The organism is Pseudomonas sp. MF08831 (genome assembly GCF_059862645.1).
The window spans coordinates 664518-685640 of sequence record NZ_JCBCUX010000001.1 but is presented as its reverse complement, the minus strand read 5'-3'; the positions used below and the strand labels follow the sequence as shown (position 1 = coordinate 685640).

Genomic DNA, 21123 nt, shown 5'->3' with positions numbered 1-21123 from the left:
GAGTGGGATGCCGTCAGTCTTGGCCCAGGCAAGGCGCAGGACAATTAAGCGTTTCTGACTTCTGAAATCACTGGAACTGAGCAATGGAACTGGCCCAACTGAAAATGGTGCGAGCCGTGGCGCAAACCGGCAGCGTGGCCCAGGCCGCCCTGCAATTGCATTGCGTGCCGTCCAACATCACTACGCGGATCAAGCAGTTGGAAAGCGAGTTGGGCACGCCCTTGTTTATCCGTGCCGGGCGCGGGCTGGCGATCAGTGCCGCCGGGGAAATCTTCCTGGACTACTGCGAACGCATTCTGGCGCTGGTAGACGAATCCAAACGTGCGGTGGATGCCGACGCCATCCCCCGCGGCACCTTGCGCATCGGCGCAGTGGAATCCAGCGCCAGCGGCCGCCTGCCGCCCTTGCTGGCGGAATACCATCGGCGCTACCCGGACGTCTCGCTCGAACTGGTCACCGGCGCCTGGGCGCAGTTGCTGGACGACCTGCAACACCATCGCCTCGACGTGGCGCTGGTGGCCTGCGGTGGCAAACGCGCCAAGCTTGAACACAGCGTGGTCTACAGCGAACGCCTGGTGCTGATCGCCAGCGCGTCCAGCGCCCCGATCACCAGCGCCGAAGACCTGGCCGGTCGTACGCTGCTGGTATGGCCAGCGGGTTGCCCGTATCGGGCGGCGCTGGAGAACTGGGTCAAACCGCATGCTTTCAAACCGAGCATCGCCAGCTATGCCAGCTGGGGCACGATCATCGGCTGTGTCAGTGCGGGAATTGGCGTGGCATTGGCGCCGGAAGGCATCCTGGCCCGTTATGAGCAGGCCAATCAGTTGGCCTCCTACCGGTTTGAAGAGCTGCAGGCCGTGGACAACCTGCTGTTCTGGCACAAGGACACCCAGCGGCACTTGGCGCGGGACGCGTTTGCCGGGCTGCTGCGGGAGACTTTTGGCTGACCCGAGCAGCGAATTTCAGTATTCTTCCGCGAAATTAATTCAAAATGTAAGGGACTACCATGAATTACTTCCGCGTGCTGATGGCGGCGGCTGCGCTGAGCCTGTCTGCCCTACCTGCCTTTGCTGCCCCTGCGCCCACGCCCGCCGAAGCCAGCGCGCCGGCTGAAACGGCTGAACACTTCCTCGCCTCACTCAAGCAGAAGACCGGCACGGTCACGCTGCCCAGTGGCATTGCCACGCTCAAGCTCAACGACGAGTTCTACTATCTCGACCCCGCCGATACCGAGCGCCTGTTGACCGATGGCTGGGGCAACCCACCCGGCTTCAAGACCCTGGGCATGATCGTGCCAAAAGCAGTCAGCCCCTTGTCGGAACGCGGCTGGGGCGTGATCGTCAGCTACAAGGCTGATGGGCACGTTTCCGACGAGGATGCGGCGAAAATCGACTACGCCGAACTCCTCAAGCAGATGCAGGAAGAAGATGAGGAAGACAACCAGCAACGCCAGAAACAAGGCTACGCCGGCCTGCACCTGCTGGGCTGGGCCGAACCGCCGCGCTACGACGATACCACTCACAAAATGTACTGGGCCCGCGAGCTGAAAGCCGACGACGCCCAGCAGACCACCCTCAACTACAGCATCCGCGTGCTGGGCCGTGAAGGCGTACTGGAACTCAACGCCGTCGCCGCCATGGCCGACCTGCCCACCATCAAGCAGGAAATGCCCAAGGTGTTGGCCTTTACCAACTTTACCGACGGCAACCTGTACACCGACTTCAACCCCAAGACCGACAAGCTGGCCACTTACGGCCTGGCGGCCCTGGTGGCCGGCGGGATAGCGGCCAAGGCCGGGTTGTTTGCCAAGATCGGCATCTTTCTGCTGGCGGCGAAGAAGTTCCTGGTGGTCGGCGTTGTGGCGCTGTTCGCCGTGATCCGCAAGCTGTTCAACCGCAACAAGGCCTGAACCCCGGGCGTAAAAATGCCGCAACGTGCATGACACGTTGCGGCGCAGGGGTTGGCTCAGTGCTGCGCAGCAGGCTCTGGCTGCTGCGCGCCCGAGCAAGGGTTGACGATCGCAAACTCATCCACAGCCGCCATCCCTGGTTTGTAGCCCGGCACCGTTACATAACGCAGCGCCCTGGATACCGGTGAACACCTTCTGCTGATGGCTCAACAGGGAATCGAATACCTTGCCTTTCATCGGGACGTTGAGTGCGCCACGCGGCGTGATCGGGGCAAGCATGAAGGCATCATCGTGGGTAAACACGTAGAAGGTTTCAGGTTTGCCGCGGCCCTGCGTCACTTTTGCGCACATCACCTCATCGACGCGCAGGGTCCTGACCGGCAGGTAGGACTTTCGCTGGTAGAGGGTCGCGGTTCAGCTTTTAGGCGCAGTCAGGCGGCTGTATTGATCCTGGCGGATCCAGCCGGTGAACGAGCGGTCCTTGGCATTGGTGAATTCAACCTGGGCCCAGCCATCCTTGTAAGCCAGTACGCCGACCACATCGTCCTTGACGATATACGGATGCTTGCCCGCGTTGTCGCCAGGGGTTTTGAGCAGGTAAGCCTTGTCGGCAGTGACCATCACCAGGCCGATCCACTGTTTGCGGGCGGTTTGGGTCAGGTCCAGCCCGGTGGCGATTTCCGGCATCAGCACGCTGAGACAACCGGGGTGCTGGCGGCCTTGTTCCACGGTCAGCGTCACGCCGTCGGACGAGGCCGTCACGCTGCCAGGGTAGGCGTCATCGACCCAGGTCGTCAGCGCGTCGGGCGCGCCTTGCAGGTAAAACGTACAGGTGCGGGTTACGCCCTCACCCAACTCTTCCGAGTAGAAACCTTCGACTTGATGCTCAGGGGTGACCGCCAGCATCAGCCCTTCGTACTTGCCTGAGTGCAAGGCTGTTTCGTCTGCACATGCAGGCGCGATAGCGCACAACGACAAAACACCCACTGCCAGAAAACGCATCATCTTATTTCTTCCCTTCCAGTGCTTCGTAGGCCTTCTTGATACGGCGGTCATAGTCGCCGTAATCCTCGCCGTTATAGTTGCGCGCCATGGCCACGTAGTCTTTGTCTTTCATGGCTTTGATCAACGCCGGGCTTTTGCTGCAAAAACCGAGGAACGCCTTTAATTGGTTGCCGGCATTGATCTTTAATGCCGCGGCGAATTCAAACACGGTCTTGTAACCACAGGAGGCATAGTTGAACCCCATGATCTGGAACATGCCCCAGGACGCCGACATCAAGGCCGCTTCCTGATCCAACGCAAAGGCGGTGGCCATGGTTTCCCAGGCCTTGGCCTGGTCCTTGTTGTTGACTTGCCACTGTGGCCCGGCCTTCCTCACGTAGATATACGACAGCAGTGGGTGTGCCTGGTCATAGATGTGCTTGGTGTACTTGCGAAACAGGTGCCCTTCAAAAGCGATCACCGGCAACTTGGCCGGCCCGAAACCGGAACGCCCGCCGGACTCCACAGTGGCGAACGCCTTGATGATATTCACCGAAATACCGCTGCCCAACTGCGTGGCGGCGTTCTGGAAGTCGGTTTCGGTGAGTGTCATGCCGCCGTCGCACGTGGGCTGGAGCATCAATTGCCGGTTGCGGCGCTCGGCCTCGACCATCGCACGCATGCGGTCCAGGTACACATTGACGGTGGCCTGCACCGCATCGGCGTTGTTATTGCCGAACGCGTTGAGAAAGCTTGGAATGCGCATTGTCGGAAACGCCTTCACCGGCACTTTCACCGCCTCTTCGATCAGGCTGTTGAACGTACGGCCGGTGGGGTCGATCACCCCATCGGGATGCGCGTATTTAAGGTGGCGAAACTGATACTGACTGATGCACTGCACCAACTGGCCGTCGCACTTACCGTTTTCGGCCAGCGGAAAACCCATCTTGGGAATGATCAAATTGAATAAATACTGGATGCACTGAACATCGGCAGGCAAGTTGCGCGCTTTACCCGGCGCGCCCACCGAAGCACTGATAAGACGGGGCAACCCTTGCAGGCTTTTCATCACTGACATCCTTGTAAGTTAAAGAAGTGCTGGCACTTCAATATCAATGCAGCGCTCTTGTTACACCTTGAAACAAGCGGCTGGCGGAAACTAACAAGATGGTTTTGGGTTGTCCAGTGGGCGCTTTGCACGTTGTGAAACAACCGTCATGCACGGCTACTTTTTCCTCTCCAGCGCCTCAAAGGCCTTCTGGATTCGCTTGTCGTAATCGCCATAATCCGCCCCATTGTATTGGGCGGCCATGCCCGCGAAGTCCTTGTTCTTCATGGCCTTGAACAACGTCGGGTTCTTGCGGCAAAAGCCGACAAACGCCATCAGTTGCTGGCCGGCGTTGAGTTTCATCGCGCTGACAAAATCGAAGACGCTCTTGTAACCGCAGGCGGCGAAGTTGAAGCCCATGATCTGAAACATGCCGTACGACGCCGACATCAACGCCGCCTCCTGATTTAACTTGAACGCATCGGCCAGGGTCTGCCACGCCACCGCCTGGGTTTTGTTGTTGGCTTTCCATTGCGGGCCGGCTTTCTCCCGGTAGGCGTATGACAGCAGGGGATAGGCCTTGTCGTACTTCTGCTGGGTGTATTTGCGAAAGATGTGGCCTTCATACGCGATCACCGGCATCTGGGCCGGGCCGAAGCCGGATCGCCCACCCGATTCCACAGTGGCGAAGGCCTTGATGATGTTCACCGAAATACCGCTGCCCAGTGCTGTCGCGGCGCTTTGAAAATCAGCGTCGGTCAGCGTCACACGTCCATCACAGATGGCTTTTGTAACCAACTGCAGTGTGTCTGCTGGGGCCGGAGCAGGCGCCGGAGGGCGTGGCGGGGTTGGGGCGGCAGCGGCACCGGCCGAGTCGTTGGCCGGGGTCACGGGAGTTGCCTTGCGCGCGTCTTCGAGCAGGGTGCTGAACGTTCGGCCTGCCGGGTCAATCACGCCGTCGGGGGTGGCGACCTTCAGACGACTGGATTGGTAGTCCTTGATGCGCTGGACCAGCAGCGGGCCGCACTTGCCATCCACCAGCAAAGGCGACGTGGGTTTGGGGGTGATCAGGTTGAATAGATTCTGAATGGATCGAACATCATCAGAATCATTGCGGGCCTTGCCGGGGGTGCCGACGGAACCGCTGATACGACTGGGTAAACCTTGGAGGCTGTGCATGGCAATCATCCTTTCTGATTGAAGGAGTGCCATCACTTCTTTACTACTCCAGCACCACGGTCATTTTTTGAAAAAAACGCATGATTGACGCTAGCAGACGGTCGAAGGTTGTCCAGCAAAAAGCCGTCATCGCTGCACACTACAGATGGGCAGATGACTGAAGAGACATTTTTTGATTTGAAACAGAGGGCGTTGCGGGAGAGCGTTATGGAGGCAACCCCACCAGCCACACCCCGGCACACAATGTTCCCGCTGTGGCTGCTGCCTTCCGGCTCTGACCAGGTTCACGGGTAATCGTTGCGGGGGGACCGATGGGGTCACCATAACGACGCTCGCCTCTCGGCAAGCCGCGCCATTGTACCGATCTCATCGGAAGTTACAACCGTTGGTTCAGGATTAAAAAATCAAGGGGCTCAAGCACTTGTGCCGTTACAGAATCACGGCTTCATCTGCCTTGCCGCCCTCTTCCTGGATGACCAGGTGAATAAAGTGCAGCTTGGCGATCACTGCCGGCGGCAGCACAAAGGGATAAAAATCCGGCTGGCCCATGCTGCGCGACAGTTCGTTGAGCATGCCGGCCAGTTCGATCCAGGCGTTGACGAACGACAGGAACGCCGCACCACCCGGGTGCTCAGGGTCGTAAAGGGTGCTGAGGGGAAACGGCTGGTAATCCAGGTCCATCTCACGGGCACTCATGCCAAAGCCCAGGGCGGTGTCGACCGCGTCCATCATGTGCAGGTAGTGGGCCCAGGTTTCGGCCCAGTCTTCCCAGGGGTGCATGGTGGCGTAGGCGCTGACGCAGGTTTGCTGCCAGTCAGGGCGCGGGCCGTTCTGGTAATGATGGTCGAGGGCATCGGCGTAGCTGGCGCGTTCGTCGCCGAACAAGGCGCGAAAAGGTTCGAGCCAGTGGGTATCGGCGATCAGGCGGTCCCAGTAGTAGTGGCCGACCTCATGGCGAAAGTGCCCAAGCAGCGTGCGGTAAGGCTCGCGCATTTGTACGCGGACTTTCTCACGGTGGGCGTCGTCGGCTTCCTTGATGTCGAGGGTAATCAGACCGTTGGCGTGGCCCGTCATTGGAGCATTGCCTTCCAGGTCGACGCCGACAAAGTCGAAGGCCAGGCCGTTGTCATCATCGACGCTCTTGGGCACCACTTGCAGGCCGAGGCTGATCAATTGCGCGACCAAGCGGCGCTTGGCGTTTTCGACTTTGCGCCAGCGCTCATGATTTTGCGCAATCGACAGGTCGGGAATGGTGCGGTTCAGACTGCACGCCACGCACAGCGGCGCCGTACTGTGCGCCGGGATCAGCCAGTTGCAGGCGGCGGGAGTGTCGAGGTTGGCACAGCGACGGAAGGCGCCGGCGTCAAGGTTGTCGTCTTGCAGCCAGGTCCCGACAACCGGGCCCGGCTGTAAAGACGATAGGCGGCTTTGCTGCGGCTGATAACCGAGCAGCGCCTGGCACGCCAGGCACTGGCTGTTGCGAAAGAACAGGGACTGACCACAGCGGCACTGCCAGACTTTGCTGTTACGAGATGCGCCCGCCGTGAAGGGTGCTGCGATGCGTGAACTGAGTTGCTCAAAGTAGCGGAACATGGCGATCTCTCCCTGGGTGACCAAGACTAGATCATTTCCCGTGAGAGATCGTTCCACAGGCGAGGCGGCGGCTACGCAGCCCGACGCGGGGCAAGCCCGCTCGCCACAACAAAAGGCTCACTCCCCACACGCGCCATCAGACCGTGATGTTGTGCTTGGCCAGGAATGCCACGAACGCTTCTTCGTCCAGCACCTTCAAGCCCAGCTCGCTGGCCTTGGCCAATTTCGAGCCGGCGCCCGGCCCGGCCACCACGCAGTGGGTTTTCGCCGAGACCGAACCGGCCACCTTGGCGCCCAGACTTTCGAGTTTGTCCTTGGCCACATCGCGGCTCATCAGCTCCAGAGAGCCGGTGAGTACCCAGGTGTGCCCTGCTTCGGGCAAGCCTTCGACGACCTTCTTCTCGCTCTGCCAGTGCATGCCGAAGTCCTTGAGCTGCTGCTCAATGGCCAGGGCATGGTTGGCATTGTCCTGGTTATCAAAAAACTCGCGCACAGCCTTGGCCTGCTTTTCAGGCAGTGCCTGACGCATGTCCAGCCAGTCAGCCTTGATCACGCCTTCCAGAGAGCCGAATTTATCCGCCAGTTTCTGCGCAGCGCCCGGCCCAACGCTGGGCACGTGCAGTTTGTCGAGCAAGCCGCCCAAGGTAGTGCTGGCGGCGAATTCGGCACTCAGGTCGCCCTGATCCTGCAATTGCAGGCCGCATTGCTCCGGCGACAGCAGCGCGCCAATCACCTCCTGGTTATGGCTGTCTTCAAAGAAGCTGTGAATCTCGTGCGCCACTTCCAGGCCCACGTCCGGCAAGTACGTCAACACTTCCGGCAAGGCCTTCTGCACACGCTCCAGAGACGCCAGGGAGCGCGCCAGCACCTTGGCAGTCTCCTCGCCCACATCCGGGATGCCCAAGGCGTAGATAAAGCGCGCCAGGGTCGGGGTCTTGCTGTTTTCGATGGCGGTGATCAGCTTCTTGCTGGAAATATCGGCAAAGCCTTCCAGGTCGATGATCTGCTCGTACTTGAGTGTGTAGAGGTCGGCCGGCGAACCGATGAGTTTTTCGTCCACCAGCTGCTCGATGGTTTTGTCGCCCAGGCCGTCGATGTCCATGGCACGGCGCGAGACGAAATGGATAATCGCCTGCTTGAGCTGCGCGCCACAGGCCAGACGCCCGACGCAACGGTACACCGCGCCTTCGCTGACGGTTTCCTTGCCCTTGCTGCGCTTGACCAGTTGCGTGCGCTCCACGTGGGAACCACACACCGGGCAGCTTTCGGGGACCTGCACCTCGCGGGCGTTTTCCGGGCGGCGTTCGGTGACCACCGAGACGACTTGCGGGATCACGTCACCGGCGCGGCGGATGATCACCGTATCGCCGATCATCAGGCCCAGGCGCGCGACTTCATCCATGTTGTGCAAGGTGGCGTTGGACACGGTCACACCCGCGACCTTGACCGGTTTGAGGCGTGCAACGGGGGTGACGGCGCCGGTACGACCGACTTGAAATTCGACGTCGAGCAGTTCAGTCAGCTCTTCCATGGCCGGGAATTTATGCGCGATGGCCCAGCGCGGTTCACGCGCGCGAAAACCCAGTTCACGTTGGGCCGCAATGCTGTTGACCTTGAACACCACGCCGTCGATCTCATAAGCCAGGCTGTTACGCCGCTCGCCGATATCGCGGTAGTAGTCCAGACATTCCTGGATACCCGTGGCCAGCTTCAGTTCGTGGCTGATCGGCATGCCCCACTTCTGCAACTGCTTCAAGTTGCCGATATGGGTGTCACTGATGTCTGCGGTGACCTGGCCAATGCCGTAGCAGCAGAACTCCAGCGGGCGGCTGGCGGTAATCTTCGAGTCCAGCTGGCGCAGGCTGCCAGCCGCCGCGTTGCGCGGGTTGGCGAAGGTCTTGCCGCCGACTTCCAGCTGCGAGGCATTCAGGCGCTCGAAACCGGCCTTGGACATGAACACCTCGCCGCGCACTTCCAGGGTCGCTGGCCAGCCGCTGCCGTGCAGCTTCAGCGGGATATTGCGCACAGTGCGCACGTTGACGCTGATGTCTTCGCCAGTGGTGCCATCGCCACGGGTGGCGCCGCGCACCAGTTCGCCCTCCTGATACAGCAGGCTGACCGCCAGGCCATCCAGTTTGGGCTCACAGCTGTATTCCACCGCCGCGCCACCGCCAAACAGATCGCCCACCGGCAGATCGAGGCCTTCGGTGACCCGGCGATCAAACTCGAGCATGGTGGTTTCGTCAAAAGCGTTACCGAGGCTGAGCATCGGTATTTCGTGCTTGACCTGAGTGAACGCCGACAACGCCGCACTGCCGACCCGCTGCGTCGGTGAATCACGCGTTACCAAATCCGGATGCTCGGCTTCCAGGGCTTTGAGCTCGTGGAACAGCCGGTCGTACTCGGCGTCCGGAATGCTCGGCTCGTCGAGCACGTGGTAACGGTAGTTGTGCTGATCCAGTTCAGCGCGCAATTGGAGGATGCGGGTATGGGCGGCGGTCATGGGTGTTCTCTCAGAAAGCAAAAGAGCAGCCGAAGCTGCTCAATATGTTAGTGCGCTTATTCTACTGACAACGCTGAAGACCAATCCTCAGCGTTTCTGTGTCAGGGCGCGACGCTCGAACTCGACGATGCGCTGACGGTAGTGTTCGATGGTCTGGGCGGTCAGGACGCTGCGTTGGTCGTCCTTGAGCTCGCCGTTGAGTTCCTGAGACAGCTTGCGGGCCGCGGCCACCATTACGTCGAACGCTTGTTTGGGGTGACGCGGGCCTGGCAGGCCGAGGAAGAAGCTCACCGCCGGGGTGCTGAACAGGTCGATATCGTCCAGATCGAAAGTGCCCGGCTTGACCGCGTTGGCCATGGAGAACAGCACTTCGCCGTTACCGGCCATGCTTTCGTGACGGTGGAAAATATCCATCTCGCCAAAACGCAAGCCGCTTTCCAGGATGTTCTGCAACAGCGCCGGGCCTTTGAAACCGGCTGCGTCGCGGCAGATCACGCTGATCACCAAGACTTCTTCAGCGGCCGGCTGGTCATTGACTGACTGGCGTGGCGCGCTTTTGGTTGGGGTCTCGTCGGGGAAATCATCATCACGGCTGCTGAAGCTCGGGCCATCATCGACGTCAAGGTTCAGGTCGCCCTGATGCGGCTCGGCAACTGCGGCGCTGCCGCGTTTGCCGCGCTTGGAAGACGGTTCACGGGCTTCACGCACCGGCGCGCTCATCGACGGCAAGTCGTGTTCGTCCAGTTGCGGCTCTTTATGGGTATCCAGCACGCGAGGCGGCCCCAGCAGTTCGGCGCTGCCATCATCGTCAGGCAAGTTGGACAGGTTGCGGTCCAGACGGAACTTAAGCTTGCCCTTGCCACCGCGCATGCGGCGCCAGCCATCAAAAAGAATACCGGCAATGACAATAATGCCGATGACGATCAGCCACTCGCGCAGACCGATTTCCATGTAATCCCGTGCCTCTAATAAAAAATGCTGAAAAATAAGGGGTTTAGCAACATCCAAACCGCTTTAAAACGTGGCGCCAACTCTATGTTCTGACTGACGTTTTGCCCACGCATACGAGGAATTGACAATAAACTAGCACGACCTTCGATAACTTTACACAGTTGGCGCGAAATGTGTCGATTTGCCATGTTTCGGCCACCTGGAAGAACTCTTGCGCCAGCCGTCAACTGTGAGCCTCAAGCTGCAAGCTTTAAGCCTCAAGCACTTGTAACTAGCAACTCGCCGTTAGGCGTCCACCAGCGCCATCGCTTCTTCCACATCCACCGCCACCAAACGCGAACAGCCGGGCTCGTGCATCGTTACACCCATCAATTGATCGGCCATTTCCATGGCGATCTTATTGTGGGTGATATAGATGAACTGCACGGTCTGGGACATCTCTTTAACCAACCGAGCGTAGCGTCCAACGTTAGCGTCATCCAGCGGGGCGTCAACTTCGTCGAGCATGCAAAACGGCGCCGGGTTCAACTTGAAGATCGCAAATACCAGTGCCAATGCGGTCAGTGCCTTTTCGCCACCGGACAACAAATGGATGGTGCTGTTCTTCTTGCCCGGAGGCCGCGCCATGATCGTTACCCCTGTATCGAGTAGATCTTCGCCCGTCAGTTCCAAGTAGGCGCTGCCTCCACCGAAAACTTTCGGGAATAACGCCTGTAAACCGCCATTAATCTGATCAAAGGTATCTTTGAAGCGATTACGGGTTTCCTTGTCGATCTTGCGGATCACATTTTCCAGGGTGTCCAGGGCTTCCACCAGATCGGCGTCCTGGGCATCCAGATAACGTTTGCGCTCGGACTGCTGCTGGTACTCGTCGATGGCCGCAAGGTTGATCGCGCCGAGTCGCTGAATACGCGCGGCAATCCGTTCAAGTTCTTCTTCGGCTTCTTTCTCGTTGGCCTGGGCGGTCAACGTATTAAGCACGCCGTGCAGGTCGTAGCCGTCTTCCAGCAACTGGTCCTGCAGGGTCTTGCGGCGAACCGTCAGGGCCTGCCATTCCATGCGCTGCTGTTCGAGCTGGCCGCGAATCAACTGGGATTGCTGCTCGGCCTGGGTCCGGCGTTTTTCCGCATCGCGCAGTTCACGGTCGGCGTCTTCCAGGGCGATTTGCGCGGTCTTGAGTTCTTCGTCGACGGTCATGCGCTTGTCGAGCAATTCTTCGAGCTTGAGCCGCAACTCTTCCAGCGGCGCTTCACCCTCCTCCAGGTTGAGGCTCAGTTGCTCGCGCTTTTCGGTGAGGCGTTCGGATTGCATCTCCAGGCGCTCAAGGGCCTGACGCGTGGACGCGTGCTGAGCCTGCAATGAACCGAGGCGCACCGCCAATTGGTGAGCGTGATCTTTGTGCTGGCGCGCTTCCTGGCGCACGCGGTCAAGGCGCTCGCGCAGGCTGTCGCGCTGGGCCAGCAGCAGTTCGCGCTGCTCGGTGTCCAGCGCCATGCTATCGAGGGCTTCCTGCAGTTGCAGGCGCGCCTCACCGATCTGTTCGTGCTCGAGGGCGCGTTGCTCGCCCATCTCCGCCACTTCTTCGTCAAGACGGGTGCGGCGCAGGGTCAATTGCTCGACCTTGGCCTTGCTCGCCGACAGCTGGGCCTTGAGTTCACCTTGCTGGCGCGCTTCGTCCTGCAACAGGCGGCGCAGGTGTTCGCGGCCGGTCTCTTGCTGGCGCTGGGTGGCGCGCAGGGTTTGCAGTTCGGTTTCCAGGCGTTCGAGGGTGGCTTCGCGTTCTTCGCGCTCGGCGCTCAGGTTGACGATTTCCTGGCCACGGGCCAATACGCCGCTTTCCGCTTCGCTGGCACGGCGCACACGCAGGAAGTGGCGGCCGACCCAGTAGCCGTCGCGGCTGATCAGGCTTTCGCCCGCGCCCAGTTGGCCGCGCTGCGCCAAGGCTTGCTCCAGGGAATCCACCGGTTTGACCTGCCCAAGCCAGGGCGAGAGGTCAATCGCCGCCTCGACCTTGTCCAGCAGACTGCCCGGCACGCGCGTGCCATCGGCCGCCGGGCTGAGCAAACGCAGGTCGCCCTGAGTAAAGCCGGCCAGGTCAAAGCCACCAAAATCGTCGACCAGCACAGCCTGCAGGTCGGCGCCTAAAACGGTCTCTACCGCCAGCTCCCAACCCGCTTCAACTTTTAACCCTTCAGCCAGGCGCGGGCGCTCGGCCAGATGCTGGTCGCGCAGCCACTCGGCGGTGCCGGTGCCGGGGTCCAGCGCGGCTTGCTGCAAGGCCTCCAGCGACGCCAATCGGCCGTTCAGCCGCTGCAAATCGCCCTGGGCCTGCTGCTGCGATTGGGTCGCCTGTTGCAGTTGCTGACGCAATTGCTCCAGGCGCTCCACTTGTTGTTCTTCGCTGGCTTCCAGCTCTTCCAGCGTCATCTCGCTTTCGGCCAGTTGCTCGCTCAACGCCATGATCGCCGCGTCTTCCGGGTCGGCGGCGAGCAACACGCGCTCTTCCTGCAGACGCCGTTGACGCTCGGCCAAACGCTCCATGCTGGTTTCCAACTGCTGGATGCGCGACTGCTGCACCTCAGCCTGGCGGCGCGGCTCGGCGGATTGCAGGTTGAAAGCGTCCCACTGCTCCTGCCAGCCGTGCATGGTGGTTTCGGCTTCTTCCAGGGCGGCGGCGGCTTCTTCGGCGGCGGCGCTGGTGATTTCCTGCTCGGGGGTGAGCATGTCCAGCTCTTCGCCGAGGGTCAGCAGCAAGGTGCGGTCATGGCCCAGGTGCGATTCGGTCTCCAGTCGGGCGCGCTCGGCTTCCTTCAGATCATCTTGCAACTGGCGCAGACGCTGCTGGCCATGCTGAATGCTCTGCTCGACACGGGCAATGTCGCCGCCCACCGAATAGAAGCGCCCCTGCACCAGATTGAAGCGCTCGGAAAGGTCATGGTGACCGTCACGCAGACGCTCGATGCTGGCGTCGGCATTGCGCTGTTCGGCCACCAGCGCTTCAAAGCTGATTTCCTGAGTGCCGATGATCGCTTCGCGCTGGCCGACCTGATCGTTCAGCGCCTGCCAGCGCAGGGCCGAGAGTTGCGCCTTGAGCTGGCGTTCTTCGCCCTTGTATTCCTGATACTTCTCGGCGGCCTGGGCCTGGCGGTGCAGGCGCTCCAACTGGCGCTCCAGCTCTTCGCGCAGGTCGGTCAGGCGGGCGAGGTTCTCGTGGGTGCGACGGATACGGTTTTCGGTCTCGCGGCGGCGCTCCTTGTACTTGGAGATGCCGGCCGCTTCTTCAATGAAATTACGCAGGTCTTCGGGCTTGGCTTCGATCAGCTTGGAGATCATGCCCTGCTCGATGATCGAGTAGCTGCGCGGGCCTAAGCCGGTGCCGAGGAATATGTCGGTGATGTCCCGGCGCCGGCACTTGGTGCCGTTGAGGAAATAGCTGTTCTGGCTGTCGCGCGTCACTTTGCGGCGAATGGAAATTTCCGCGTACGCCGCGTATTCGCCGATCAGGGTGCCGTCGGAGTTGTCGAACACCAGCTCGATGCTGGCCTGGCTCACCGGTTTACGGCTGGTGGAGCCATTGAAGATGACGTCGGTCATCGACTCGCCGCGCAGGTTTTTTGCCGAACTCTCGCCCATCACCCAGCGAACGGCGTCGATGATGTTCGACTTGCCGCACCCATTGGGCCCCACCACCGCCGCCATGTTACTGGGGAAGTTCACCGTGGTCGGGTCGACGAAGGATTTGAACCCCGCCAGTTTGATGCACTTGAGCCGCACGTTTAGGCGTCCGCCAACGCAGCGATGACCAATGAACAACTGCGCTGGCCGTAGGCGGACAGCACCAGGCGAATCTGCGCCAGGTCACGCGCCAGCACGGCAGCGAGCAGTTGCTCGAACAGCGCCAGGTACTCGCTCATGGACGCTTTGCGTTGATCCAGCGCCAGGTAATAGGCGCGGTTCATCGCCGGCTGCAGGTTCTCGACGGTTTCCTGCAAATACGGGTTGTTGGCAAAAGGGTACGCGGCGCGCATCACGTTGAAGCTTTCTTCGACGAAGGCGCGGATGTCCTGACGCTCAAAACTATTCACCAGACGCTGCTGGATCTGCAGGAACGGCGCCATGTCGGCCTTCACCTTCCAGCCCTCGGCCACCGCATTGCCGAGCAGAATGTACAACTCGCCCATCAGCGTGCACAGGCTCTGCACCTTGTGCGCGGTGAGCTCGGTGACGTGGGCGCCACGGCGCGGCAGGATCGCGATCAGGTGACGGCGCTCGAGGATCAATAAGGCTTCACGCACGGAACCACGGCTGACATTGAGCGCCAGCGTGACTTTCTGTTCCTGGATCCGCTCCCCAGGCTTGAGATCGCCGCGAATGATACGTTCGGCGAGGTGGTGAGCAATTTGCTCGGCGAGACTGTCCGGCGCCTTGAACGTCATGTTTTCCCTTCAGAATCTTCTATCAGTACAAGCGCGGCAGTGTAGCGCATTGGCCCGCTGATGGCGCTACGCCCACAGTGGCGAATTTGGCATGAAATAAGCAGCGATGAAAAGCCAGAAGCCGCCAAAAACAACGGTTCCAGAAGACTGGACCATAATTGAAAGTGTTGTGACCGCAATTTCTTGACCTTCTGGTCAGAAAATCGTTGACCGAAAAGTCAGACATGACTAGATTCGGCGCAAAGCGGTTAACAACAATAATGAGTCTGCGAGGCCTTCCGTGATCCAGTTTTTACTCAACCAGGAACTCCGTAGTGAGCACGCCCTGGACCCCAACCTGACCGTGCTCAACTATCTGCGTGAGCACCTGGGCAAATCCGGTACCAAGGAAGGCTGCGCCAGCGGCGATTGCGGGGCGTGCACCGTGGTGGTCGGCGAATTGCACCACGATGAACAAGGCGCCGAGCAGATTCGTTATCGCAGCCTCAACTCGTGCCTGACCTTTGTGTCGTCGCTGCACGGTAAACAGCTGATCAGTGTTGAAGACCTCAAGCACCAAGGCCAATTGCACAGCGTGCAAAAAGCCATGGTCGAGTGCCACGGCTCGCAATGTGGCTTTTGCACACCGGGCTTTGTGATGTCGTTGTTTGCCCTGCAAAAGAACAGCGACGCGCCCGACAGCCAAAAAGCCCACGAAGCGCTGGCCGGCAATTTGTGCCGTTGCACCGGCTACCGCCCGATCCTGGCCGCCGCCGAACAGGCCTGCTGCAACAAACCCGTAGACCAGTTCGACAGCCGCCAGGCCGAGACCATCGCCCGCCTCAAAGCCATCGCGCCAACGCAGACCGGCGAACTCAACAGTGGCGACAAACGCTGCCTGGTGCCGCTGACCGTCGCCGACCTCGCCGACCTCTACGACGCCTACCCGCAAGCCCGGCTGCTGGCCGGCGGCACTGACCTGGCGCTGGAAGTCACGCAGTTTCATCGCACACTGCCGGTGATGATCTACGTCGGCAATATCGACGAAATGAAGCGCATCGAACGCTTCGATGACCGCCTGGAAATCGGCGCCGCCACCGCCCTCTCCGACTGCTACACCGCGCTGCACCACGAATACCCGGACTTCGGCGACTTGCTGCACCGCTTCGCCTCCCTGCAAATCCGCAACCAGGGCACCTTGGGCGGCAACATCGGCAACGCCTCGCCGATTGGCGATTCACCGCCGCTGCTGATCGCCCTGGGTGCACAGATCGTGCTGTGCAAAGGCAACGTGCGCCGCACCCTGGCGCTGGAAGACTACTTCATCGACTACCGCGTCACCGCGCGTCAGGACAGCGAGTTCATCGAGAAAATCATCGTGCCCAAGGGCCACACACTGTTCCGTGCCTACAAGGTGTCCAAGCGCCTGGACGATGATATTTCTGCGGTGTGCGCCGCCTTCAACCTGAAGATCGAGAACGGCGTGATCAACGAGGCGCGCGTCGCCTTCGGGGGCATGGCCGCCACGCCCAAACGCGCGAAAAGCTGCGAAGCCGTGCTGGTTGGCGCCACCTGGCACGCCGCCACGGTGGAGAAAGCCTGCACCGCCCTGGCCGCGGATTTCACCCCGCTGTCGGACTTTCGCGCCAGCAAGGAATACCGCCTGCTCAGCGCGCAAAACCTGCTGCGCAAATACTTCATCGAACTGCAAACGCCGCACATCGAGACTCGGGTGACCGCTTATGTCTAACCATCACGCCGTCGTTAAAACCCAGGCCGAACTCGCCGAGCTGTTCGCCCAGGACCTGACCTGCGGGGTCGGCCGCAGCGTCAAGCACGACAGCGCCGCCAAGCATGTGTCCGGCGAGGCGCAGTACATCGATGACCGCCTGGAATTCCCCAACCAACTGCACCTGTATGCGCGCATGTCCGACCGCGCCCACGCCCGCATCCTCAGCATCGACACCGCGCCTTGCTACGCCTTTGACGGCGTGCGCATCGCGATCACCCACGAAGACGTGCCGGGCCTGAAAGACATCGGCCCGCTGATGCCCGGCGACCCGCTGCTGGCCATCGACACCGTGCAGTTTGTCGGCCAGGTGGTGCTCGCCGTCGCCGCCCGCGACTTGGAAACCGCCCGCAAAGCGGCCATGGCGGCGGTGATCGAATACGAAGACCTGGAGCCGGTGCTGGACGTAGTCGAGGCCTTTCGCAACAAGCATTTCGTGCTCGACAGCCATACTCACCAGCGCGGCGACTCGGCGGGCGCGCTGGCCACGGCGAAACACCGTATCCAGGGCACGCTGCACATCGGCGGCCAGGAACACTTCTACCTGGAAACCCAGATCTCGTCGGTGATGCCCACCGAAGACGGCGGCATGATTGTCTACTGCTCCACGCAAAACCCCACCGAAGTGCAGAAGCTGGTGGCTGAAGTGCTGGACGTGTCGATGAACAAAATCGTCGTCGACATGCGCCGCATGGGCGGCGGTTTCGGCGGCAAGGAAACCCAGGCCGCCAGCCCCGCGTGCCTGTGCGCGGTGGTTGCGCGCCTCACCGGCCAGCCGACCAAAATGCGCCTGCCACGCGTCGAAGACATGCTGATGACCGGCAAGCGCCACCCCTTCTATATCGAATACGACGTGGGCTTTGACGACACGGGTCGCCTGCACGGGATCAATCTGGAACTGGCGGGTAACTGTGGCTGCTCGCCGGACTTGTCGAACTCGATTGTCGACCGCGCGATGTTCCACGCCGACAATTCGTATTACCTGGGCGACGCCACCGTTAATGGCCATCGTTGCAAGACCAACACAGCCTCCAACACCGCGTATCGCGGCTTCGGTGGGCCACAAGGCATGGTCGCCATCGAGGAAGTGATGGACGCCATCGCCCGGCACCTGGGTCTGGACCCATTGGCAGTGCGCAAGGTCAATTACTACGGCAAGACCGAGCGCAACGTCACCCACTACTACCAGACCGTCGAGCACAACATGCTCGAAGAGATGACCGCCGAGCTTGAAGCCAGCAGCCAATACGCCGAGCGCCGCGAAGCCATCCGCCTGTACAACGCCCACAGCCCGATCCTGAAAAAAGGCCTGGCGCTGACGCCGGTGAAGTTCGGTATTTCATTTACCGCCAGCTTCCTGAACCAGGCCGGTGCGCTGATCCACATCTACACCGACGGCAGCATCCATTTGAACCACGGCGGTACCGAGATGGGCCAGGGCTTGAACACCAAGGTCGCGCAAGTGGTGGCCGAAGTGTTCCAGGTCGACATCGACCGTGTGCAGATCACCGCCACCAACACCGATAAAGTGCCCAACACCTCGCCCACCGCCGCGTCCAGCGGTGCCGACCTGAACGGCAAGGCTGCGCAGAACGCCGCCGAAACCATCAAGCAGCGCCTGGTGGAATTTGCCGCACGCAAATACGACGTGAGTGAAGCGGATGTGGAATTTCACAATGGTCACGTACGGGTACGCGACCAGATCCTGACCTTTGAGAGCCTGATCCAGCAGGCGTATTTCGCCCAGGTCTCGCTGTCGAGCACCGGTTTCTACAAGACCCCGAAAATCTTCTACGACCGCAGCCAGGCGAGGGGCCGGCCGTTCTATTACTTCGCGTTCGGCGCGGCCTGCTGCGAAGTGATCGTCGACACCCTCACTGGCGAATACAAAATGTTGCGCACCGACATCCTGCACGACGTGGGCGCCTCGCTGAACCCGGCCATCGACATCGGCCAGGTGGAAGGCGGCTTTATCCAGGGCATGGGCTGGCTGACGATGGAAGAGCTGGTGTGGAACAACAAAGGCAAGCTGATGACCAACGGCCCGGCCAGTTACAAGATCCCGGCCGTGGCTGACATGCCCCTGGACTTACGCGTAAAGCTGGTGGAAAACCGCAAGAACCCGGAGGACACGGTGTTCCATTCCAAGGCCGTGGGTGAGCCGCCGTTCATGCTCGGGATTGCCTCGTGGTGCGCGATCAAGGATGCCGTGGCAAGTGTGGGTGAGTATCGCCATCAGCCCAGGATTGATGCACCGGCCACACCCGAGCGGGTGTTGTGGGGGTGCGAGCAGATGCGCCAGTTGCAGGCGGCAAAGGCTGTTGAAGCTGAAACCGAGATGGCTTCGCTCTAGGAACGAGGTGCTGCCATCGCAGGCAAGCCCTCTCCCACATTTGATGGTGTTCACACATCAAAATGTGCGAGAGGGCTTGCCCCCGATAGCGGCCTGACAGACGCCACAAGAGGTGACTATGAACAACTGGATCAGCGCCCTCGCCGACCTGCAGAACCAGGGTGAACCCTGCGTGCTGGTGACCATCATCGAAGAGCTCGGCTCCACGCCGCGCAATGCCGGCTCGAAGATGGTGATCAGCGCCGCGCAGACCTTCGACACCATTGGTGGCGGGCACCTGGAATACAAGGCGATGCAGATCGCCCGCGACATGCTCGTGCGCGGCCAGCAAAACACCCATCTGGAGCGCTTCAGCCTTGGTGCAAGCCTGGGCCAGTGCTGCGGCGGTGTGACGGTGCTGCTGTTCGAACCCATGGGCCAGGTGCAGGCGCACATTGCAGTGTTTGGCGCCGGCCATGTCGGCCGCGCCTTGGTGCCGCTGTTGGCAAGCCTGCCGTGCCGAGTGCGCTGGATCGATTCCCGCGACCAGGAGTTTCCGGAACACATTCCCCAGGGCGTGCGTAAAATCGTCAGCGAGGAGCCAGTCGACGAAATTGCCGACCTGCCAGTGGGCAGTTACTGCATCGTCATGACCCACAATCACGCGCTGGACCTGGAACTGACCGCCGCACTGCTCAAACGCAACGACTTTGCCTACTTCGGACTGATCGGCTCGAAAACCAAACGGGTCAAGTTCGAACACCGCCTGCGTGATCGCGGCTTCGACACCGCGCAACTGCAACGCATGCGCTGCCCGATGGGCCTCACCGAGGTGAAGGGCAAACTGCCGGTGGAGATCGCCATCTCCATCGCCGGCGAAATCATCGCCACCTATAACGCCAATTTCGGTCAGCACACCGCGAGCGCCGAACCCATTGCCAAACTGCTGCCGGCCTCGCGCCGCAGCCAAGCTATCAATTGAGATGAACATGCCTTTGACTCGCAAAGCCTACCGTGCCGCCATCCTGCACAGCATCGCCGACCCTGCTGAAGTGGGGATCGAAGCTTCCTATGAGTATTTCGAAGACGGCCTGCTGGTGATTGATAACGGCCAGATCAGCGCCCTGGGCCACGCCAGCGATTTGTTGCCGACGCTGCCCGCCGATATCGACATTACCCATTATCAGGATGCGCTGATCACCCCAGGCCTGATCGACACCCATATCCACCTGCCGCAAACCGGCATGGTCGGCGCCTATGGCGAGCAGTTACTGGATTGGCTCAACACCTACACCTTCCCGTGCGAAAGCCAGTTCGCCGACAAGGCGCACGCCGAAGAAGTCGCGGATATCTTCATCAAGGAACTGCTGCGCAACGGCACGACCACGGCGCTGGTGTTCGGCAGCGTGCACCCGCAATCAGTCAATTCATTCTTTGAAGCGGCCGAAAAACTCGACCTGCGCATGATCGCCGGCAAGGTGATGATGGACCGCAACGCGCCGGACTATCTGACCGACACCGCCGAATCCGGCTACCAGGAAAGCAAGGCGCTGATCGAACGCTGGCACGGCAAGGGCCGTTTGCACTATGCGGTAACGCCACGTTTTGCCCCGACCAGCACCCCGGAGCAACTGACGCTGGCCGGGCAACTGCTGGGCGAATACCCAGACCTGTACATGCAGACGCACATCAGTGAAAACCTGCAGGAAGTGGCATGGGTGAAAGAGCTGTTCCCGGAGCGCAAGGGCTACCTGGACGTGTATGACCACTACAAATTGCTGGGTGAGCGCTCGGTGTTTGCCCACGGCGTGCACCTGTGTGATGACGAGTGCGCGCGGTTGGCAGAGACGGGTTCGGCGGTGGCGTTCTGCCCGACGTCGAACTTCTTCCTCGGCAGTGGGTTGTTCAACTTGCCGATGGCCGAGAAGCACAAATTGAATGTCGGCCTGGGCACCGACGTGGGCGGCGGCACCAGCTTCTCGCTGCTGCAAACCCTGAACGAAGCCTACAAAGTCATGCAACTGCAGGGCGCGCGGTTGAGCCCGTTCAAGTCGCTGTACCTGGCCACTTTGGGCGGCGCGCGGGCGCTGCGTCTGGAGGACAAGATCGGCACGTTGCAGCCGGGTACCGATGCGGACTTTTTGGTGCTGGATTACAACGCCACGCCGCTGCTGAGCTATCGATTGAAGCAGGCCAATAACATTGCCGAAACGCTGTTTGTGTTGATGACGCTGGGGGATGATCGGGCGGTTCTGCAGACCTACGCAGCCGGCAATCTCGTGCACCAACGCTGATCTAACAAACGCCACAAAACAAATGTGGGAGCGGGCTTGCTCGCGAATGCGGTGTGTCAGTCAACAGGTACTTAGACTGAACCACCGCCTTCGCGAGCAAGCCCGCTCCCACATTTTTGATCGGGT

The 21123-nt window shown here is 60.6% G+C and carries 15 protein-coding genes and 1 other RNA gene; 6 read left to right on the top strand and 10 right to left on the bottom strand.

Going from position 1 to position 21123, the window contains the following annotated elements:
* The first annotated feature begins 83 nt into the window (after positions 1-83).
* Entirely contained in the window at positions 84-947 is an 864-nt protein-coding gene (locus AC19YS_RS03210) for a LysR family transcriptional regulator (RefSeq protein ID WP_106576331.1), read from the top strand.
* 59 nt (positions 948-1006) lie between these two features.
* Positions 1007-1909 (top strand): DUF2167 domain-containing protein, encoded by a 903-nt coding sequence (locus AC19YS_RS03205; RefSeq protein WP_200622745.1) that lies wholly within the window; start codon positions 1007-1009, stop codon positions 1907-1909.
* A 117-nt stretch (positions 1910-2026) separates the two neighbouring features.
* Here AC19YS_RS03205 and AC19YS_RS03200 read toward each other — a convergent pair whose 3' ends face one another.
* From AC19YS_RS03200 to AC19YS_RS03155, 10 genes are all read right to left on the bottom strand, one after another.
* Positions 2027-2248: a hypothetical protein gene (locus AC19YS_RS03200; RefSeq protein WP_500600900.1), complete on the bottom strand. Its 222-nt coding sequence runs from the start codon at positions 2246-2248 to the stop codon at positions 2027-2029.
* Between the two features lie 75 nt (positions 2249-2323).
* Positions 2324-2914, bottom strand: coding sequence for a hypothetical protein (locus AC19YS_RS03195; RefSeq protein ID WP_500600898.1), 591 nt, complete (start codon positions 2912-2914; stop codon positions 2324-2326).
* Position 2915: 1 nt separating this feature from the next.
* Entirely contained in the window at positions 2916-3962 is a 1047-nt protein-coding gene (locus tag AC19YS_RS03190; RefSeq protein ID WP_119742130.1) for an N-acetylmuramidase family protein, read from the bottom strand.
* Positions 3963-4118: 156 nt separating this feature from the next.
* Complete coding sequence (locus AC19YS_RS03185) at positions 4119-5120, bottom strand: N-acetylmuramidase family protein (protein ID WP_500600896.1); 1002 nt, start codon at positions 5118-5120, stop codon at positions 4119-4121.
* Positions 5121-5337: 217 nt separating this feature from the next.
* Positions 5338-5434, bottom strand: an RNA gene (ffs, locus tag AC19YS_RS03180) — signal recognition particle sRNA small type.
* A 115-nt stretch (positions 5435-5549) separates the two neighbouring features.
* Positions 5550-6713: a zinc-binding metallopeptidase family protein gene (locus AC19YS_RS03175; protein WP_500600895.1), complete on the bottom strand. Its 1164-nt coding sequence runs from the start codon at positions 6711-6713 to the stop codon at positions 5550-5552.
* 136 nt (positions 6714-6849) lie between these two features.
* On the bottom strand, positions 6850-9216 hold the full coding sequence (gene ligA, locus AC19YS_RS03170; RefSeq protein ID WP_500600893.1) for an NAD-dependent DNA ligase LigA: 2367 nt from the start codon (positions 9214-9216) through the stop codon (positions 6850-6852).
* An 87-nt stretch (positions 9217-9303) separates the two neighbouring features.
* On the bottom strand, positions 9304-10167 hold the full coding sequence (gene zipA / locus AC19YS_RS03165) for a cell division protein ZipA (RefSeq protein WP_034119293.1): 864 nt from the start codon (positions 10165-10167) through the stop codon (positions 9304-9306).
* Positions 10168-10452: 285 nt separating this feature from the next.
* The gene (gene smc, locus AC19YS_RS03160; RefSeq protein WP_500600892.1) at positions 10453-13941 is read right to left on the bottom strand and encodes a chromosome segregation protein SMC; all 3489 of its coding nucleotides are present in this window, start codon (positions 13939-13941) and stop codon (positions 10453-10455) included.
* Positions 13942-13943: 2 nt separating this feature from the next.
* Positions 13944-14603 (bottom strand): GntR family transcriptional regulator, encoded by a 660-nt coding sequence (locus AC19YS_RS03155; protein WP_500600890.1) that lies wholly within the window; start codon positions 14601-14603, stop codon positions 13944-13946.
* Positions 14604-14883: 280 nt separating this feature from the next.
* Between AC19YS_RS03155 and xdhA the strand changes: the two genes are divergently transcribed.
* The 4 genes from xdhA to guaD all read left to right on the top strand — a co-directional run bounded on the left by xdhA (position 14884) and on the right by guaD (position 20997).
* The gene (gene xdhA, locus AC19YS_RS03150) at positions 14884-16332 is read left to right on the top strand and encodes a xanthine dehydrogenase small subunit (RefSeq protein WP_500600888.1); all 1449 of its coding nucleotides are present in this window, start codon (positions 14884-14886) and stop codon (positions 16330-16332) included.
* On the top strand, positions 16325-18724 hold the full coding sequence (gene xdhB, locus AC19YS_RS03145; RefSeq protein ID WP_124418238.1) for a xanthine dehydrogenase molybdopterin binding subunit: 2400 nt from the start codon (positions 16325-16327) through the stop codon (positions 18722-18724). The genes xdhA and xdhB overlap by 8 nt, the downstream gene beginning before the upstream one ends.
* 118 nt (positions 18725-18842) lie before the next feature.
* Positions 18843-19685, top strand: coding sequence for a xanthine dehydrogenase accessory protein XdhC (gene xdhC / locus AC19YS_RS03140; protein WP_106576319.1), 843 nt, complete (start codon positions 18843-18845; stop codon positions 19683-19685).
* Positions 19686-19692: 7 nt separating this feature from the next.
* A complete protein-coding gene (guaD, locus tag AC19YS_RS03135) occupies positions 19693-20997 on the top strand; it encodes a guanine deaminase (RefSeq protein WP_169367404.1) in 1305 nt (434 codons plus the stop codon).
* Positions 20998-21123: the final 126 nt, after the last annotated feature.

Bases quoted from the DNA above. Each gene is read 5' to 3' on its own strand.
- AC19YS_RS03185 (WP_500600896.1), bottom strand. From the start codon at position 5,120: ATGCACAGCCTCCAAGGTTTACCCAGTCGTATCAGCGGTTCCGTCGGC.
- AC19YS_RS03195 (WP_500600898.1), bottom strand. From the start codon at position 2,914: ATGATGCGTTTTCTGGCAGTGGGTGTTTTGTCGTTGTGCGCTATCGCG.
- AC19YS_RS03190 (WP_119742130.1), bottom strand. From the start codon at position 3,962: ATGAAAAGCCTGCAAGGGTTGCCCCGTCTTATCAGTGCTTCGGTGGGC.
- xdhB (WP_124418238.1), top strand. From the start codon at position 16,325: ATGTCTAACCATCACGCCGTCGTTAAAACCCAGGCCGAACTCGCCGAG.
- AC19YS_RS03155 (WP_500600890.1), bottom strand. From the start codon at position 14,603: ATGACGTTCAAGGCGCCGGACAGTCTCGCCGAGCAAATTGCTCACCAC.
- xdhC (WP_106576319.1), top strand. From the start codon at position 18,843: ATGAACAACTGGATCAGCGCCCTCGCCGACCTGCAGAACCAGGGTGAA.
- AC19YS_RS03175 (WP_500600895.1), bottom strand. From the start codon at position 6,713: ATGTTCCGCTACTTTGAGCAACTCAGTTCACGCATCGCAGCACCCTTC.
- AC19YS_RS03205 (WP_200622745.1), top strand. From the start codon at position 1,007: ATGAATTACTTCCGCGTGCTGATGGCGGCGGCTGCGCTGAGCCTGTCT.
- zipA (WP_034119293.1), bottom strand. From the start codon at position 10,167: ATGGAAATCGGTCTGCGCGAGTGGCTGATCGTCATCGGCATTATTGTC.
- guaD (WP_169367404.1), top strand. From the start codon at position 19,693: ATGCCTTTGACTCGCAAAGCCTACCGTGCCGCCATCCTGCACAGCATC.
- ligA (WP_500600893.1), bottom strand. From the start codon at position 9,216: ATGACCGCCGCCCATACCCGCATCCTCCAATTGCGCGCTGAACTGGAT.
- AC19YS_RS03210 (WP_106576331.1), top strand. From the start codon at position 84: ATGGAACTGGCCCAACTGAAAATGGTGCGAGCCGTGGCGCAAACCGGC.